The sequence below is a fragment of the Methanosarcina sp. DH2 genome, from assembly GCF_020804225.1.
GTDB lineage: Archaea > Halobacteriota > Methanosarcinia > Methanosarcinales > Methanosarcinaceae > Methanosarcina.
In genome coordinates this window covers 1-16519 of sequence record NZ_WJBI01000004.1, presented here as the reverse complement: position 1 = coordinate 16519, position 16519 = coordinate 1, and the positions used below count along the sequence as shown (strand labels likewise).

Sequence of the window (16519 nt, the reverse complement as noted above, 5' to 3'; positions counted from 1 at the left end):
CTTAAAAAGCGTTTACAGGCTCTTTTATATTTTTATAACCGGCTTCTAGCAGGGTCATCCTTATAACATGTGCATCAGTTATCCGGCTGTCATAAGTCACATTTACTGTTCTTTCAGGAACGTTTACGTTTACACGGGAAACCCCGTTAATAGAGGTAATAAGCCTGGTAACCGTGTCTTTGCAGTACCTGCAAATCATATCATCTACTATAAGTGTTGTCTCCCCGATATCTTCACCCCCGGATCATCAGCTACTTTTTAAACAGGCGCTTCACCTATATTATAAAAATCTGTACTTTTACTATATAATGAATTCCTCGATACCAATAAATGAAGTCTAGACCAATAAACAAAGTCTTCTGAGACAAATTATTTTGAGGCTCAGTAAATACATTATTCCGGCTCAGACTGGCTCATACCCTGTTTCCCGTACTGCAGCCTTTATTTTTTCTACATCTGTCTTTCCTTCATCAAATTCAACAACAGCCTGTTTGTTCTCAAGATTGACATCTACTTTTTTTACGCCTTCCAGACCTTCAATTGCTTTTTTAACCCTCATAACGCAGTGCCCGCAGGACATACCTTCAACTTTTATGGTTTCCTGAGTAATTGTTTCAACCTCCAGTATGTTTATCTGAAATAACTTGGATTGCCAGCTTTATAAAAGTGTTCTCTACAGGAAATAGATAAAACCCTGTTAAATCAGTCCAGGTTAATCTTAACAATAACAGTTATTATAATAATTTTTCAAGGAACTGATAGAAGATTCCGAACAAAAAATGTGAATACATCTGACCCTGCAGAAGCATACTGTTTACCACATATCCTTATCCTTTATATCTGCAGAAATTCATAAGACCTGCAGGTGTCTGGAAATTATAGGCTTAATCGGTTAAGAACTAATTATATATTACCAAACGTCATTCTACATGGACGTACACGAGCGACCAAAAGATAATAGGGGGTGGACCCCCATTGGTTTCAATTATAGGTTTCTTATCAGGTTTAACACCTGTGTTCATATTCTTCCGAGAACTGTACCCCTGTTGTGTTGTTCATCATCCCCATTGTCATATTTTCTCCTGTCATGCATTCATAGGCCTGCATCATCTGCTCCATCATCTCCAACTGGGACTCATTCGTTGCCGTGCTGGGGTCCTTCATGTGAAGCTCGTGCAGCTCTATAGCCTGCTCCAGCCAGAAGCGAGCGCATTCAAGCTTGGCCTGGGCTGCACTGGCATTTTGATCCATCTCGACTGTACAGTAGCTTCCGTCAGCCGGATGCTCTCCCATCATACAGCAGTGTGTCATAGTTTCATTCATAGTTTCATTTGCCGAATGATCTCCCATCATACAGCAGTGTATCATGGTTTCATTTGCCAAATGATCTTCCATCATAATGGTTCCGTTGGCCGAATGATCTCCCATCATACAGCAATGCATCATGGTTTCGTTGAATGAGTCATCTTCCATCATCATGGTCCCGTTGGCCGAGTGGTTTCCCATCATACAGCAATGCATCATACAGTGCATCTTATCATGGGTCTCATTATCAGGACAAGCAGTCGTTATGTTTTCTTGTCCCATCATATTCTCCTTACCCATGGTATCTCCTGCAGCGGACCCTACCAGTGCAATTGCTACAATTCCTAATGCCAGCAAAAATACTGACTTTATTGTTCCAGCTTTAATCATCTTATTCCCCCCGTTATGGACCGAATTTAATAAGTTTAAATATTCGGGCTATATTTTATATATTCCAGTAACATAAAAGTCTTATTATAATAAGAACCGTCCCCAAATACTCTTTTACAATTGAAGGGGCTTTAAAAATGAGCTAAATTAAAAAAGGTATTGAAAATCGTGAGATTATTCTTTATTACATGAAAAAATGACTCTATGCTATAATATAAGATAAATTTCTGGAAAATAGGCAGTCAAATACCAGGAAGGCTCTTAAAAGTGCCAGTCCTGAGATACTCTGAGCCCGATGTGGGGAAAGTGAGTACAATGAATATCAGAGATTGATGGTAATAAGGGTGAGGGGCTAATGATAAGCAGCTCATGTGATTTTCCACATTTGATCATTGGGCTTCTACTTTTTGCTTTCCTGAGCCTTGCTCAATCTATTTATCCTCTTCTTTATGCCCGTGCTTTCCGTCACCATGCCCGCAATGCCCCCCATGTTCTCCATGTTTCCCCTGTCTTCCACACATAAAAAATGAAGCAGGATGTGAGCAAGGAGAATATGTAGCTGGAATATGCCAGAAGGTGAGCTCTGTGATATGTCAAGATATGAAATGCAATAGTAGATAGAACAAAGAGCAAAGCTGCTTTTACGATGAATTTACTTCTTGAACTGAGATTTGCCTCATTCATCAGGAAATCTTCCTCTTTTTTACAGGGGATAAAAACAGAAGACAATAGTTAGTACAAGCTTGTAGAAACTTTCGCTTTCCGTACACCTTCCGCAGCTTCAACTGGTTTTAATCTTCTCACAGTGCCATCAGGACATACCTTCAACTTATTGAATGAGCCTGTTTAATTAGTCTTAATTCTTTCCGTAAATGAATCACTCAACTCCAAAAGCCCAAAGAACTACAACCCATCTGCACTGCCTCAACCTTCTAACACCTTGGGATTCACCACATTCTGAGGTTTACCCTGCATAAACATCTGCACGTTCTCAATACTGATATAAGTACACTCATCCAGAGATTCTTCAGACAAAAATGCAATATGCGGAGTCAACACTACACTATCCATCACTAGAAGCGGACTATTCGTTGGTAGAGGCTCTTTTTCGAAGACATCCAGCCCTGCCCCGGCAATCTTTTTCTCTTTAAGAGCTTCTATAAGTGCAGCTTCATCAACCACTTTTCCCCTGGCAGTGTTGATAAGCACAGCAGTGGGTTTCATCTTTGCCAGTTCCCGGGCACCTATCATATGCTCTGTTTCGGTTGTAAGAGGCACATGCAATGTAACTATGTCACTCTCTGAGAGCAACGTATCCAGATCTACAAATTTTACTCCCAGTGCTTTTGCTTTCTCAGGACTGGGGTGAGCCGTTACAGAGAGCACATTCATATTGAACCCGTGTGCGATCTGTATCACCCTCTTACCGATTTCACCTGTTCCTAGTACGCCTATAGTCTTGCTCATGAGCTGGTTGCCCACATAGTACCTCCAATCGAATAATCCTTCTCGCAGGTTCATATCTGCTATATGGACTCTTCTGAGAAGGTTCAGGGATAAGGCAAAGACAAACTCCGCCACCGAGTCGAATGCGTAACTAGGGACGTTTGATACGATTACTCCACGTTCTGTCGCTGTCTCTACGTCCACATTATCGAAGCCAGTCTGCCACAGAGAGATCAGCTTTAGCTTGAGCGCAGAGCTTATAGCCTTGGCGTCAACTCCGTATCTTCCTACTATTACAATTTCAGCATCTTTTATTCTTTCAATGAATTCGTCATTAGAGAGAGGCACATTTTTGTAAATTTCGAGTTCACCCAACGCTTCGAGCCGCTTTTTGTACTCTTCCGTCAGAAATATAGGGTCTGCTACTACTATTTTCATAAGCCACCCCTAAAATTCTTCAGGGCTCAATGTACTTTTCCGGATTTTCATCAAACTTCTTTTTGTCCGAAAGGGCACAGAAGTAGTAAGTTTTTCCTTTGTATTCACTCTTGAATCTCGCGTCCTTTTCTTCTAATTTCATCTTGCAAACAGGATCAATTACCTCTATAATAATACCCCCAATAATTAAAGAAGCGTTAAGTTATTTCTATTTTATCAGCCGATGCTTAAAAGATACAATTGTAATTTTGCAAGTCATCTAAAGCGTGGAATAAATCTCGGAACTGTTTCCATGTAATGAGAATATTCTTCACCAAACTCCGCCAATACCTCCCGTTCCTCGCTTTTAGCCAGCTTCTTATACATCCATACGAGGATCGGAAACATGATTAGAGTCAATATTGTGGGCCATTGGATCAAAAACCCTATCATGATATCATAAGCACGGTTGCGGCTTCAGAAAAGGTTTCAGCCTTGAAGAAGAATGTTGCTCCAACGTTGAATATGCAAGCAGAAAGCACAGAGATAGTAACAAGTAATGCCAAATTTGGAGTTCGATTTTTTATGGCATGCATCGCGTCCACGTAGAACATCCAACCGCCATAGAAGACGACAGGCGTGGCCAACAAGAGCATAAAGACATTAGGATCCAGTCCAAAGGGAACGGGCAGCTCTATTCCGGTCAGCTCTTTCACTAGCATAGAGAAAGGCAGAATGAGCAGCGTAAAGGGAATTGAAACCAATAACCTGTGGTACAATCTTCGGCCATGGATTCAATATCGCCATGCATTCCCTCGTTCCCTCCAAGCATGGATTGAGATAAGTCATCTCCTGGAGCTCCATGCTCCCCGTGAGCGCTCTTTCCATGATCAAGTTTCATGCTCTCCTCCAATGTCCTGAGGCCTGAAGACCCGGCAGTGATAACCGCATTCGGCCACTATATACTGAATTCCTTCTAAGGTGATGAGGCTTTCATCGTACTCTACGATGGCCACTCCGCTCACAGGACTGATCTCGATACGTCTGACGCCCGGATGCATCTGGAGATGCTTTTCAACCGCCATCGCATCTGCTGGATGAAGGAGCCAATCAATCTTGACCACAGCTTTTTTCAATCGCTAAACCCCCTTCTGCTACAAAAAACGTAAAAAAAGTTCAATAGAGATAAGCTCTGCTAACGTGCCATCCTGCCAATTAAATTACTAGCTGATCTTTATTCCTTTGCAAAGTAGTTGTAGATATAAGCAAACAATGCGCCCACAATCAAACCGTAAATCAGCATCCAAATGGCGCTGATCACCGCACCCAATACAGTAGGCGTATATCCGGGATGGAAGGCCGCAATTATCTCCAAGAATTGAAGCCCACGCCCAGTCAATACTGCGAAGAGAACTACTACCAGGCTGCTTATACCCGATACAATGCCACTGGCCAGAGTAAATGCTTTTACATCTAGCTTCACGAATTTTCCCCTTTATTTAATTATATTGATTCGATATAATATATTCATTAGATTTAAAACTTGGAATTTTGTCTCAAAACATAAGGTAATAACCCAATATAATTCTGAAAACTAGATCCTGAGGAATAGTATGGACTGGAAAGATCATGGTGAATTATTTGTAAGGTATGAGAAAAATCCTATACTTACTATTGAAGATTGGCCGTATAAGGCCCACTCAGTGTTTAACCCTGCAGTAACTATGGTTGATGGTACAACTCTGCTACTGGTGCGTGTCGAAGATCACAGGGGGTTTTCTCATCTTACAGTCGCCAGGAGTAAAAACGGAATTGATGGCTGGGAGATTGACAGCGAACCGACACTTTTTCCGGATTCTGTAAACTATCCTGAAGAAATATACGGCATTGAAGACCCGCGTATAACTTACGTTGATGAGATGAGAAAATGGGCTGTGGCATACACGGCTCTTTCGGATTCCGGTCCTTTAATATCTCTTACCTTTACAGAGGATTTCCACAATTTTGAGCGGGTAGGAGCGATACTACCGCCTGAAAGTACAGATGCTTCTATTTTTCCTGTGAGATTTAATGGCAGATGGGCAATACTGCACAGACAAGTATCTAGTATGGTGGGTGCGAAAGCAAATATCTGGATATCCTTTTCTCCTGATATGAAATACTGGGGAGAACATGAAGTTCTTCTGTATGCCCGGGAAGGCGGGTGGTGGGATGCCAGCAATATAGGTACGTGCCCGCAACCAATCCGCGTACCTGACGGATGGTTAATTATGTACCATGGGATACGTCAGACAACACTTAAAATAAATTATCGGGTTGGTTTGGCCCTTCTTGATCTTGAAGATCCCAGAAAAGTGCTCAGAAGGTCAGAAGGATGGGTTTTCGGGCCTCGTGAAATGTATGAACGTAGTGGAGACTTTAGTGATGCTGTTATCCCTTGTGGATGGGTGTTAGTGGATGATGAACTCCGTATTTATTATGGAAGTGCGGACACATCTATATCATTAGCCAGCGCAAAAATAAATGATATTCTTGAGTATATTCATGGGTGTCCTGAGGAGAGTGTCCTGAAGAATAATGTAGATGGTTTGAAGAAAACAGGAGGAAATTGATTGATCCAAAAAAAGGAGAATTTGGGGATCATTTCAAAAACTTAAAATTTGTTTCTTTAGGTCTTGTATTACAGAACTTACGCACTTGAGGTACAAAATCAAGCACCATAGACGTTGAGGCTAAATGTTTTTTATACAGTTGAAGGTTTAGTGTAATTTATTTCTCAGTTCAACCGCGTAAGTCCTAATTAAAATTGTTCAGTTCCAAAAGTTTAATTTATGACTTAAAAATAATGCAATCTTTTCCTTATAACTTTACATTTACATGAGCAGGCTAGCTAGAGCTATTTAGATTAAAAATGCAAGTTAAAGGCAGGTAGGGAATGCCTTTTTTCAGAATAGAATCTATCCCTACCTGCTGAGCAGCAGGTCGAAGTCTTTCATATTAAACGCTTTTTTATTTCCTCAAATTCTTCTTCGGTAATTTCGCCTTTCGCATATCTTTCTTTTGCAATATCCAGTGCAGATTTCTCTTCACCATGAGTTTTGTTCTGCTCAAGAAGCTTTTTTATTAACAGATAAGCTACCACGATAACGAGAATCCAGAAAAGGAGCATAAAAAACATACCTCCATACCCCATCATACCATAACCGTAATCGCCCATATACCCAGTTATTGTACCACTTCCCAAATTCTATAAAATCCTGATTATATTGTTCTTTCTTTTTAGTTCATACTTCTTTTTTAAGACACCTTATTTTTTAGTCCTTAAAGACTCCAGACCCATTAAATACGGTTTTTGCTTCTTCAAGGCTCAGATCTTCCGGGGGCACGATAATGTCGGACTTCATAATTTCTTCAGCCCCTATAGCCTCTCCTTTTTCCTTTATTTCGGAAATCAGTTTAGCAAGTTCCTTTCTAAACTCGTCGGCTTTTTCTTCCGTGACCAGGGTAACAATCCTGTTATCTATCTGGTTTAATTCATCGCAGAGGGTTTCAGGTGCCCTATACTGGCCTCCGCCCATGATCCTGATTATCATTTTCAGACCTCCTTTCTTCTTCTGCACCTGTACTTTCTTTCCCGGTGTCTGTTTTTGCAGACCCCTTCCCAGTTTCAGCTTTAAGCCTGGCAAGTTCGGATTCGACATTAGTTTGAGTACTGATTTTTGCAAGTTCTCTATCGATTTCGTCTCTGCCGCCTGTTAGGTCTTCGAGTGTACCGGCTTCCATAAGCTCGTCAATTGCCTCAGCCCTGGCCTTCATCCCTTCTGTTTTATTTTCAGCTCTTTCAAGTGCAAGACCTACATCTGCCATTTCCTCACTGATCCCTGTCACGGATTCATTTATTTTAACCTGGGCTTCAGCTGCTGAGTACTGAGCTTTGATGGATTCCTTCCTTGTCCTGAAAATTTCTACTTTGGTTGAAAGGCGCTTTTCTGATTCTACCAGTTTTTCTTGCTGCTGGTCGAGTTCTCCAATTTCCCTGTCAATTACTTCTATCTGCTGCTGAAGGGCGGATTTTCTCTCGAGAGCAAGCCTTGCAAGATCCTCTCTGTTAGCGCTAATCGCGTCTTTTGCCTGACTTTCAAGTTTGTCTATACTTTGCACTAATTTTGCACGCTGAAGCTGAAGGCGCTTTTTTGAACTTGCAACCTCTGCAACTCCTCTCTTAACATTCTGAAGAAGCTCCAGCTGCCTTTCATAGGAATAATCAAGCGTTTCCCGTGGATCTTCCATTCTATTGAGAATCTTGTTCATCTTCGATTTAAACACCATTTCCATTCTTGCAAATAATCCTATGTGTCTCTCCCCTTTCTAAAAATCATTGAGCATGTTGTCTTAAGAGTTTATGTTGTTATGGAATGCACATTGAAATATCCCGGTATAGACAGAATCAATGACCTCCATGATACCCAATAATATAATATCCCAATAATATAATATCCCAATAATTAAATATACATCAAATTATTTCTATTTATCAAGCGATGCTTAAAATATACGATTTAATTTTGCAAATTACCCAAAACGTGGTATAAATCCCGGAATTTTTGCCATATATAGGGAATATTCTTCGCCAAATTCTGCCAATGTATCCCGTTCCTCCCGTCTTGCCAGCTTTTTATACACCCATACTAGGATCGGGAACATGATTAAGGTCAATATAGTGGGCCATTGTATCAAAAACCCTATCGTGATCAGGATAAATGCGTCTACTGAGGATGATGAACATAAGCGTATGGGCCTGTGGTCGCTAGCAAATAGTTCTTTTGGGAAGTATAGAATGCTTTCCAAGAAGTGGTGAGTAAAAAGAGACCTTCCAGGATCAGAATATAGCTGAAAATATGAATCAGACTGAAGTGAGGATCCCCTGTTATGCCCAGAAGATCGCTCCAGAGATGTCCTGAATTGTGAGAGTATATATCCAGTTCAGGGTAGCGATCTGTCAGCCAGCCTGAGAGCAGGTAAATGGTGAGAGGAAAACCGTACATTTCAGTGAAAAGTGCAACTATGAACGCTGCAAATCCTCCAAGAGAGCGCCAGTCGCGCGAGGTTTTAGGTTGCGTGAAGCTTAAGACGAAGATAATAAAGATCAATGAGTTAATTATGATCAGAGGCCAGAGACCGTATGCCTGGATATTACTCATCTGGACCTCTCTTGGTTGTTCTCGGGATGAGCTGTATCCTCATACCCGCCAGTACTCTGTTGGATCGTTTTATCTTCTCCTTTATGCTTGTGCTTTCCAGCGCCATGCCCGCAACACCCTCCTTGTTCTCCGTGCCCTCCATGCTTTCCATGTCTTCCGCACATGAAGAAATGAAGCAGAATATAACCAAGGAAGAATATGTAGCTGGAATATGCCAGAAGATGGGCTTTATGCTCTGTCAGGACATAGAACGCAATAGTGGCTAAACCAAAAAGCACTATTGCTTTTACGATGAAATTACTTCTTGATTTGCAACTTGCTCCATTCATTAGGAGTTTCTCCTTTTTTCAGTTGTAAGGATGGTCGTTTAATGAGAACCGTATGTAGGAGAGTTTTTTGACGATTTTTCTGGAAACTAGAGTTATACTCATTTTATTATGATCAATAACTCGCTCAAAGTCTCTTTTGCTCTACAACCCAAAAATTATTTTTTACAATAATTAAAAAAATACAATTATTAAACTTTATTCATAGCGGCAAAATTGATGCTTTTATTTAGATTTGTTCTATTATTCATGAGAGCATTAGTCTAAATCGAGGTAAAAATCGTGGTGGAAAAATTAACCGATGAAGAAAGGGAATACTACTTACTCGTACGAAAGGCGTTTACTATATTGGCTCCTTTTTATGATACTGTTGCTGCACCTTTTTCCGGCGTGAGGGATAGAGTGGTGAACTTCACAGATGCTCAAAAAGGTTCCAGAATATTAGATATTGCCACAGGTACAGGACAACAGGCTTTCGCATTTGCGAAAAAAGGTTATGAAGTTATCGGGATTGACCTCTCTGAAGCCATGCTTGATGTAGCCAAAAAGAAGAATAAATTCAAAAATGCGAAATTTGAAGTCGCTGATGCAACGAATTTACTATTTGAGGACAATAGTTTTGACGTATCTTCTATATCATTCGCTTTACATGATATGCCTTTGAGTATAAGAGAAAAGGTATTGAAAGAGATGGTCAGGGTAACCAGACCAGAAGGAATCATAGTAATTGTTGATTATGATTTACCCAAAAACAGGATTGGTAAATTTTTAATTTATCATTTTATTGCTCTTTTTGAAGCCGAATATTATAAAAATTTTATTAAATCCGACTTTGAAGCACTATTTAACAAAAATAGAATTGAGATAATAGAAAAAGATACTGTATTACATGGAGCTGGAATAATATTGAAAGGGATAAATAATAAGCTATAATATACTGAAATGTTCGAAAATTTCTTTTTGCGTAAAGGAATTTATTTCTATTTGGTCTATTTGGCATAATTATAATGCCATAGTGAAGTCAATATAATAGAAATATGCTTGCGTATGAGGAAATTATTCTTATAACTTTGCTCACGCTTCTGGCAAGTATAATCGGGACTCTGGCCGGATTTGGAATATCCACAATTATGGTGCCAATTCTCCTGATGGTATTTCCTCTGCCTCAGACCCTGCTTCTTGTGGGCATAATTCACTGGTTTAACGATATCTGGAAAATGCTCTTATTCCGGAAGGGCATAAGATGGAAACTTTTCCTTGCTTTTGGCCTTCCCGGTATCTTAACCAGTTTCATAGGATCATCTTTATCCTTGAGAATCTCCCAGGAGATCCTTTCAAGAGCTTTAGGGATTGTTCCTCATAGCCTATGTTCTTTTCATCACCTTCAACCGGACCTTCAGGCTTAGCCAGAGATTATCAGTGGCAGTATCCGGTGGAGCCCTGACAGGATTTTTTGCAGGTATTTTCGGAATAGGAGGGGAGATAAATGCGGTAGCTCTGAGCGCTTTCAACCTCGAGAAAGCCGTTTATATTGCAACCGCAGGTGCCATATCATTTTTGATCGATTCGACAAGGATAGTAACCTATATCGAAGGTGGCGTAAGGCTGGACCCTGCCATTTTATCAGGTTTTTTAATCTTCATACCCGTATCTTTAATTGGGGCAATGATCGGGAGAAAAGAAATTGAAAAAATACCCCAGGAAAAGTTCAGAAACTTCGTGGCAGTTTTCATATTCTTATTTGGGATGAAACTGGTGTTATTCCCATAGTTTGATGGAAGCTTTTCCCCTATAACTTTTATATGTTTTTTGTGGTTTTTGGCTTTCTGTATTTGGCTTTCTGTATATTCTTTGTAATCTTTGTGCTCTATACTGAGTTTTTCAGGAAATTTTTGCCTCTAAATCAACGTTTAAGTATTAGCAGTGAGTTTGACGTTATACCAGTTCACAATTGTGAACTTAAACATAAAGCTATTACATAAGGCAGATGTAAGCTAGAAAATTTTTAGCCGCCTTAGAGATTCGGTAGAAAACGGGCCGGAAATGAAGATGTCCGCCATTGAATTCGGTAAAAATTACAAATAGAGGTCTTTGAACAATGAAGTTGCCTGAGATTCACCATCATAATGATGATCATTCTCATAATGATCTTTCTCATAATGATCTTTCTCATAATGATCTTTCTCATAGTGATCTTTCTCATAGTGATCATTCTCATAGAGATGATGAGCACGGTCACCACAGTCATCATCATGGTGGAGGAGACTTCACAGATTATATGGAAGCTGTGTCTGAATACAAAAAAAGTTTTCCAACTAAGACAGATGTGTTAGAGCACACCCCTGATCCAGCGGTTAAAGGGATGCTGTTGCAGATGCAGAAGATCGGCTGTGAAACTCCTTTTGATCGTTTTGATCAACAGAAGCCACATTGTAACTTCGGCATGGCAGGGGTATGCTGCCGCAATTGTAATAACGGACCGTGCAGGATCACCAGGAAAAGCCCCAGAGGAGTATGTGGAGCGGATGCAGACCTCATTGTCGCTAGAAACCTATTAAGGTGGGTTGCTGCAGGAGTGGCTGCCCATGGTGCCAGAGGGAGGGAAATTATGCTTGCCTTAAAAGCTTCCGCTGAGGGTACTCTGAAACTACCGATTGCAGGCGAGGAAAAATTAAGAAAATCAGCTGCTCAATTAGGCATCGATATTGAAGGAAAAACAATAGAAGCAGTCGCTTTGAAGGTTGCCGATGCTCTCCTTGAGGATTTATCCAGAACAGTGCCCGATAAACATAAAACATTAAACGCTTTTGCGACGCCGGAGCGAATAGAGGTATGGAAAAATTTGGACATTCTCCCGGTTGGCGCTTATCACGAAGTTTTTGAAGCCCTTCATCGAACAACCACAGGAACCGATGGGGATTGGAAAAACGTTATGCAGCAGTTCCTTCGATGCGGTCTTGCCTTTGCCTGGACCAGTGCCCTTGGATCTTCAATCGCCATGGACAGTCTTTTCGGCCTGCCGGAGAGAAGCACGGTTAGAGCAAATGTAGGAGCTTTAAAGGAAGGCTATGTAAATATCGCAATTCACGGGCACTCTCCCCTCCTCGTAAGTGAGATTATAAAGCAGGGGAGAAGTGAGGAGTTTGTACGTCTTGCAAAAGAAAATGGTGCAGAAGGGATTCAGTTTTATGGTATATGCTGCTCGGGACTTTCTGCAATGTACCGTTATGGCGGGGTAATACCTTTATCAAATGCCATTGGAGCTGAGCTTATACTCGGAACCGGTGCGCTTGACCTCTGGGTAGCCGACGTTCAGGATATCTTCCCGACAATCATGGATGTGGCTAAATGCTTTAAAACAACGGTAGTTACGACCAGTGATTCAGCAAGGCTGCCAGGGGCAGAACATTACGGCTATGACCATACACATTCAAACTTAAACGAAACGGAAAATTTGGCGAAAAAAATAATTCGGAAGGCGATTGAAAGTTTTGCAGCAAGAAGGGATGTCCCGGTTTACATTCCCAATTATGAAGTTAACGCAGAAATAGGCTTTTCACTGGAATACGCTGTAAGCCATTTTGGAAGCATAAATGTTATCGCAGATGCGTTAAAAGAAGGCAAGATCGCAGGTGTAGTAAATCTGGTCGGATGCAGCAATACAAGAGTTATTTATGAAAAAGCGGTTGTTGATGTAGCCGCTAAACTAATCGAAAATAACATTCTGGTTCTCACCAACGGCTGTGCTTCTTTCCCCTTAATGAAACTGGGTTTCTGCAGCCAGGCGGCTCTTGACAAAACCGGAAGAGAGTTGAGAGAGTTTTTAGAGCCTGATCTTCCCCCGGTATGGCATATGGGAGAGTGCATTGACAATTCCAGGGCTTCTGCATTATTCAGAGCCCTTTCTGACGCTTCGGGTAAAGATATCAAAGACATGCCGTTTGCGCTTGCAAGCCCGGAATGGTCAAACGAAAAAGGTCTGGGTGCTGCCCTTGGTTTCAGACTAATGGGCATAAATTCGTACCACTGTGTGCATCCTCCTGTACAGGGCTCAGAAAATGTCATGAGATATCTGTATGAAGATACCAGAGAGACCCTGGGATCAGTAATGGTAGTGGAGTTAGATCCTTCGAATCTTGCCGACAGGATCCTGTTGGATATTCAGGAGAAAAGAAAGGCTCTCGGATGGAAGTAAGGACTATATTGGATATATAAAACGAATAAAATTTAATCGGAGTAAGCAGGATGAAAAAAGCAATTGTTATAGTTGTGTCGGCGGTCATAATAGCGTCCTTGCTGTTCAGCCTGACCGGGTGGGGCAATAATAAAGAAGAAAATACTGCGCAAGATGAAGTCAAAACTGTGAAAATCGGCTATCTTCCATTAACTCATGCTCTTCCGTTATTTGTTGAAAATGATCTTTCAGCAAATGATTCCAGGAATTTCAAAGTGGAGCTGGTGAAATTTGGTTCCTGGACCGAGCTCAGTGATGCAGTAAATACCGGTCAGGTTGACGGTGCTTCTATGTTAATTGAGCTTGCTATGAAGTCTAAGGAGCAGGGGATTGACCTTAAGACTGTTGCCCTGGGACATAGAGATGGTAATGTGGTGGTAGTATCCAAGGATATTACGCAGGTTGCTGATTTGAAAGGAAAAACTTTCGCAATCCCTCACAGGCTCTCAACTCACAATGTTCTCTTATACAAGATGCTGAAGGAAAATGGCCTTACAGTTAATGACGTGAACATTGTAGAGCTCCCACCACCCGAAATGCCAGCTGCTCTTTCCGAAGGAAGGATTTCCGGTTACATAGTCGCCGAGCCTTTTGGTGCAATATCTGTAGCAAGCGACAATGGGAAGGTATTATTTGAATCACAGGATTTATGGAATAATTCCGTATGCTGTGGCCTTGTGCTTAGAAACGACTTCATTGAAAACAATCCGACAATTGCAGCAGAATTTGTAAATGAATACGTCAGGGCGGGTGAAAGAGCCGAATCTAAAGACCCCGAAGTATTAGATGCTGCGACCAAATACATGAAAGTCGAACCTGAAGTACTCGACCTTTCACTCCAATGGATTTCCTATAATAACCTGAAGCTGGAAGAGAAAGATTACAATGAGCTGTCCCAATATCTTGTGGAAATGGGGCAATTGAAAAATCCTCCCGAATACTCGGAGTTTGTAGACAATTCGTTTATTGAATCGGTAAAGTGAGAACAATGGAAAAAATAAAAAAAGCAGGCACTATCATTGTAAGCCTCACTTTATTGGTTTTAATCTGGCAAATGGTGGTTCTTACCGGAAGGTATGAACCATCCCTCCTTCCTTCTCCCTTTAAGGTTCTGGAAGGTATAGGCGAACTAATTAAGGATGGAACCCTCGCGACTCATTTCCAGGTCAGTTTGATGAGGTTCCTGACCGGATATTTGGCGGCATCAGTTGCAGGGATTGTTTTAGGCCTGATTCTTGGATCTTATAGAAAAGTGTGGGCTTTTATCGATCCTGTAGTGCAGGTGTTAAGGCCTGTTTCGCCCATTGCATGGTTCCCGTTTATAGTGCTCTGGTTTGGTATTGGGGATTTGCCCGCGGTCGTGATCATTTTTATAGCGGCATTTTATCCGGTTCTTCTATCAACGATTTCCGGAGTTAAAAAGGTAGATCCGGTATACCTGAAAGTAGCTCAGAATTTCGGCATCAAACAACCGTATTTATTACCAAAAATTATCTTCCCAGCGGCTTTTCCGATGATTACAAATGGACTGTATATGGCATTGGGGTCGGCCTGGGTATTTCTGGTTGCCGGAGAAATGGTTGGAGCTCAATCAGGACTGGGGTATCTGATAATTGACGCAAGAAATTCTATTCGATCAGACCTTGTACTTGCCGGTATTATCTGCATAGGAGTAACAGGTCTTTTACTCGATAAGACAATCAGGCTTCTGGAAAACCGGGTACAAAAGCAATGGGGAATGTCCTCGGAAAGGGTGAGTTAATATGTTTATTTCTGTTGAAGGAGTATCAAAAGTATACGAGCTGAAAGACAAAAGTAACTCCGTTGCTCTGGAAAAAGTCGATTTATCGATTGAAGAAGGAAAATTCATCTGCCTGCTTGGTCCGAGTGGATGTGGGAAAACAACGCTCTTGAACATAATGGCAGGTTTTGATAAACCTTCCACCGGAGCTATCAAAATTAACGGAGATGATGTTAACCAGCCTTCAATTGATAGGATTTCCATATTCCAGAATTTTGGTCTGCTGCCATGGAGAACAGTAATCAAAAATGTGGAGCTGGGGCTGGAGTCAAAAGGATTTGATGAGAAAAAGCGTAGAGAAATCGCAGAGGAATATATCGAACTGGTAGGATTGTCGAAATACAAAAATCATCACCCCAACCAGCTTTCCGGAGGTATGCAGCAGAGAACTGCTATCGCAAGGGCTCTAGCGGTTGACCCGGAAATCCTTTTTATGGACGAGCCTTTCGGCGCCCTGGATGCAATGACAAGAATGACCATGCAGGATGAGATTGAAAGAATCTGGCAAGAAAAGAAAAAAACAATCATATTTGTTACGCATGATATTGAAGAAGCAGTATTTTTAGCGGATAAAATTGTTGTCATGACAGCTGGTCCCGGAAGAGTGAAAAAAATCATTGATGTGCCTTTAGCCAGAAAAAGGGATAGAACAAGCCATGATTTTTTAGCAATACGCAATGAAGTATTCAGAGAATTTGAACTAAAATCCAGCGATAAAACAGAGTACTATTTGCAGCAGTCCCGATCAGAAGTCCCAATTCAGCACCGTGTTTCTGATGTACTCATTTCATAGATCTGATCAATGACTCAGAGGCACGACCCTGTTTCATCCTTTTTTGCCTTTTTTACATATCCGCTACTCAAACGTCAAAGCCATAATAAGTGTGAAAACCCACTTTGCGGGAATCTTAAATTATGAACTTATTTACTCCCAACTAAAGAAGGAATACCTATGCTTTAGTTAGGGGCAATGATCGGGAGAAAAGGAATTGAAAAATACCCCATGAAAAATTCAGAAACTTCGCGGCAGTTTTCATATTCTTATTTGGAATGAAACTGATAGTATTCCCATAACCAGGGGGTATCCTTTGCTCTATGGTTCGTGTGCATTCTTCATGCACTTTGTTCCTCTGGGCAGGGCTAATAACGAAAGGATAGCTAAAATCAGGAGATGAAGAGAAAACTGGACTTCGTAGCGTTCTGGAATTATAAATGCTAAAAGAAGTATGCAACTTTTCCTGATGAAATCTGATACCTATTAAGTGCCTATCCGAAAAGTCAGTAATGCATGCTGGAAAGCCATAATAGGTCTATGATATCAGAGTACCAGTTGCGGTTTTGCATATTACCTAATGTAAAAGTTACAGCAGGTAACCACTTTTCGGATAGGCTCTAAATA

21 protein-coding genes and 2 pseudogenes are annotated in these 16519 nt (G+C 41.1%); 9 read left to right on the top strand and 14 right to left on the bottom strand.

Annotated elements, in window-relative coordinates:
• Position 1 precedes the first annotated feature (1 nt).
• From FXV91_RS07305 to FXV91_RS07295, 3 genes are all read right to left on the bottom strand, one after another.
• The gene (locus FXV91_RS07305) at positions 2 to 211 is read right to left on the bottom strand and encodes a heavy-metal-associated domain-containing protein (protein ID WP_345945487.1); all 210 of its coding nucleotides are present in this window, start codon (positions 209 to 211) and stop codon (positions 2 to 4) included.
• 192 nt (positions 212 to 403) lie between these two features.
• The gene (locus FXV91_RS07300; RefSeq protein ID WP_345945486.1) at positions 404 to 595 is read right to left on the bottom strand and encodes a copper ion binding protein; all 192 of its coding nucleotides are present in this window, start codon (positions 593 to 595) and stop codon (positions 404 to 406) included.
• A 410-nt stretch (positions 596 to 1005) separates the two neighbouring features.
• Positions 1006 to 1695, bottom strand: a complete 690-nt coding sequence (locus tag FXV91_RS07295) for a hypothetical protein (RefSeq protein ID WP_229389932.1) — start codon at positions 1693 to 1695, stop codon at positions 1006 to 1008.
• Between the two features lie 355 nt (positions 1696 to 2050).
• Here FXV91_RS07295 and FXV91_RS07290 point away from each other — a divergent pair, with 355 nt between their 5' ends.
• Entirely contained in the window at positions 2051 to 2218 is a 168-nt protein-coding gene (locus FXV91_RS07290) for a hypothetical protein (RefSeq protein ID WP_229389931.1), read from the top strand.
• A 401-nt stretch (positions 2219 to 2619) separates the two neighbouring features.
• Here FXV91_RS07290 and FXV91_RS07285 read toward each other — a convergent pair whose 3' ends face one another.
• The 6 genes from FXV91_RS07285 to FXV91_RS07260 form a co-directional block, all read right to left on the bottom strand.
• Positions 2620 to 3579 carry a phosphoglycerate dehydrogenase gene (locus FXV91_RS07285; RefSeq protein ID WP_255679980.1) on the bottom strand — a complete coding sequence of 320 codons (960 nt, stop codon included), beginning with the start codon at positions 3577 to 3579 and terminating at the stop codon, positions 2620 to 2622.
• 19 nt (positions 3580 to 3598) lie between these two features.
• Complete coding sequence (locus FXV91_RS07280; RefSeq protein ID WP_345945485.1) at positions 3599 to 3739, bottom strand: YHS domain-containing protein; 141 nt, start codon at positions 3737 to 3739, stop codon at positions 3599 to 3601.
• Between the two features lie 268 nt (positions 3740 to 4007).
• On the bottom strand, positions 4008 to 4274 hold the full coding sequence (locus FXV91_RS07275) for a hypothetical protein (RefSeq protein WP_229389928.1): 267 nt from the start codon (positions 4272 to 4274) through the stop codon (positions 4008 to 4010).
• Positions 4274 to 4459, bottom strand: a complete 186-nt coding sequence (locus FXV91_RS07270; RefSeq protein ID WP_229389927.1) for a hypothetical protein — start codon at positions 4457 to 4459, stop codon at positions 4274 to 4276. The genes FXV91_RS07275 and FXV91_RS07270 overlap by 1 nt, the downstream gene beginning before the upstream one ends.
• The gene (locus FXV91_RS07265) at positions 4449 to 4694 is read right to left on the bottom strand and encodes a heavy metal-associated domain-containing protein (RefSeq protein ID WP_229389926.1); all 246 of its coding nucleotides are present in this window, start codon (positions 4692 to 4694) and stop codon (positions 4449 to 4451) included. The genes FXV91_RS07270 and FXV91_RS07265 overlap by 11 nt, the downstream gene beginning before the upstream one ends.
• 98 nt (positions 4695 to 4792) lie before the next feature.
• Positions 4793 to 5041, bottom strand: a complete 249-nt coding sequence (locus tag FXV91_RS07260) for a hypothetical protein (protein ID WP_229389925.1) — start codon at positions 5039 to 5041, stop codon at positions 4793 to 4795.
• A gap of 130 nt (positions 5042 to 5171) precedes the next feature.
• Between FXV91_RS07260 and FXV91_RS07255 the strand changes: the two are divergent.
• Positions 5172 to 6136: pseudogene (locus FXV91_RS07255) on the top strand (glycosidase).
• 414 nt (positions 6137 to 6550) lie between these two features.
• Here FXV91_RS07255 and FXV91_RS07250 read toward each other — a convergent pair.
• The 5 genes and pseudogenes from FXV91_RS07250 to FXV91_RS07230 form a co-directional block, all read right to left on the bottom strand.
• Positions 6551 to 6802 (bottom strand): SHOCT domain-containing protein, encoded by a 252-nt coding sequence (locus tag FXV91_RS07250; protein ID WP_229389924.1) that lies wholly within the window; start codon positions 6800 to 6802, stop codon positions 6551 to 6553.
• Positions 6803 to 6872: 70 nt separating this feature from the next.
• Entirely contained in the window at positions 6873 to 7151 is a 279-nt protein-coding gene (locus FXV91_RS07245) for a hypothetical protein (protein ID WP_229389923.1), read from the bottom strand.
• Positions 7117 to 7911: a PspA/IM30 family protein gene (locus tag FXV91_RS07240; protein ID WP_229390212.1), complete on the bottom strand. Its 795-nt coding sequence runs from the start codon at positions 7909 to 7911 to the stop codon at positions 7117 to 7119. Before FXV91_RS07240 ends, FXV91_RS07245 begins: the two co-directional genes overlap by 35 nt.
• A gap of 219 nt (positions 7912 to 8130) precedes the next feature.
• Positions 8131 to 8759 (bottom strand): annotated as a pseudogene (locus FXV91_RS07235) (isoprenylcysteine carboxylmethyltransferase family protein).
• Entirely contained in the window at positions 8756 to 9088 is a 333-nt protein-coding gene (locus FXV91_RS07230; protein ID WP_229389921.1) for a DUF2933 domain-containing protein, read from the bottom strand. Before FXV91_RS07230 ends, FXV91_RS07235 begins: the two are co-directional and overlap by 4 nt.
• 279 nt (positions 9089 to 9367) lie before the next feature.
• On the opposite strand from FXV91_RS07230, the gene FXV91_RS07225 reads away from it, so the two are divergent.
• From FXV91_RS07225 to FXV91_RS07195, 7 genes are all read left to right on the top strand, one after another.
• A complete protein-coding gene (locus FXV91_RS07225; protein WP_229389920.1) occupies positions 9368 to 10018 on the top strand; it encodes a methyltransferase domain-containing protein in 651 nt (216 codons plus the stop codon).
• A 104-nt stretch (positions 10019 to 10122) separates the two neighbouring features.
• Positions 10123 to 10491, top strand: a complete 369-nt coding sequence (locus FXV91_RS07220; RefSeq protein WP_229389919.1) for a sulfite exporter TauE/SafE family protein — start codon at positions 10123 to 10125, stop codon at positions 10489 to 10491.
• The gene (locus FXV91_RS07215) at positions 10436 to 10855 is read left to right on the top strand and encodes a sulfite exporter TauE/SafE family protein (protein WP_229389918.1); all 420 of its coding nucleotides are present in this window, start codon (positions 10436 to 10438) and stop codon (positions 10853 to 10855) included. Before FXV91_RS07220 ends, FXV91_RS07215 begins: the two co-directional genes overlap by 56 nt.
• Positions 10856 to 11183: 328 nt before the next feature.
• Positions 11184 to 13280 carry an anaerobic carbon-monoxide dehydrogenase catalytic subunit gene (gene cooS / locus FXV91_RS07210; protein ID WP_229389917.1) on the top strand — a complete coding sequence of 699 codons (2097 nt, stop codon included), beginning with the start codon at positions 11184 to 11186 and terminating at the stop codon, positions 13278 to 13280.
• A gap of 50 nt (positions 13281 to 13330) precedes the next feature.
• Entirely contained in the window at positions 13331 to 14302 is a 972-nt protein-coding gene (locus FXV91_RS07205) for an ABC transporter substrate-binding protein (RefSeq protein WP_229389916.1), read from the top strand.
• A 5-nt stretch (positions 14303 to 14307) separates the two neighbouring features.
• Positions 14308 to 15081: an ABC transporter permease gene (locus FXV91_RS07200; RefSeq protein ID WP_229389915.1), complete on the top strand. Its 774-nt coding sequence runs from the start codon at positions 14308 to 14310 to the stop codon at positions 15079 to 15081.
• 1 nt (position 15082) lies between these two features.
• The gene (locus tag FXV91_RS07195; RefSeq protein ID WP_229389914.1) at positions 15083 to 15913 is read left to right on the top strand and encodes an ABC transporter ATP-binding protein; all 831 of its coding nucleotides are present in this window, start codon (positions 15083 to 15085) and stop codon (positions 15911 to 15913) included.
• Positions 15914 to 16519: the final 606 nt, after the last annotated feature.

What these genes read in the sequence shown, in the direction of transcription:
- FXV91_RS07290 (WP_229389931.1), top strand. Translation starts at nt 2,051, where the DNA reads ATGATAAGCAGCTCATGTGATTTTCCACATTTGATCATTGGGCTTCTA.
- FXV91_RS07195 (WP_229389914.1), top strand. Translation starts at nt 15,083, where the DNA reads ATGTTTATTTCTGTTGAAGGAGTATCAAAAGTATACGAGCTGAAAGAC.
- FXV91_RS07205 (WP_229389916.1), top strand. Translation starts at nt 13,331, where the DNA reads ATGAAAAAAGCAATTGTTATAGTTGTGTCGGCGGTCATAATAGCGTCC.
- FXV91_RS07245 (WP_229389923.1), bottom strand. Translation starts at nt 7,151, where the DNA reads ATGATAATCAGGATCATGGGCGGAGGCCAGTATAGGGCACCTGAAACC.
- FXV91_RS07220 (WP_229389919.1), top strand. Translation starts at nt 10,123, where the DNA reads ATGCTTGCGTATGAGGAAATTATTCTTATAACTTTGCTCACGCTTCTG.
- FXV91_RS07230 (WP_229389921.1), bottom strand. Translation starts at nt 9,088, where the DNA reads ATGAATGGAGCAAGTTGCAAATCAAGAAGTAATTTCATCGTAAAAGCA.
- FXV91_RS07285 (WP_255679980.1), bottom strand. Translation starts at nt 3,579, where the DNA reads ATGAAAATAGTAGTAGCAGACCCTATATTTCTGACGGAAGAGTACAAA.
- FXV91_RS07200 (WP_229389915.1), top strand. Translation starts at nt 14,308, where the DNA reads ATGGAAAAAATAAAAAAAGCAGGCACTATCATTGTAAGCCTCACTTTA.
- FXV91_RS07270 (WP_229389927.1), bottom strand. Translation starts at nt 4,459, where the DNA reads ATGAAACTTGATCATGGAAAGAGCGCTCACGGGGAGCATGGAGCTCCA.
- cooS (WP_229389917.1), top strand. Translation starts at nt 11,184, where the DNA reads ATGAAGTTGCCTGAGATTCACCATCATAATGATGATCATTCTCATAAT.
- FXV91_RS07295 (WP_229389932.1), bottom strand. Translation starts at nt 1,695, where the DNA reads ATGATTAAAGCTGGAACAATAAAGTCAGTATTTTTGCTGGCATTAGGA.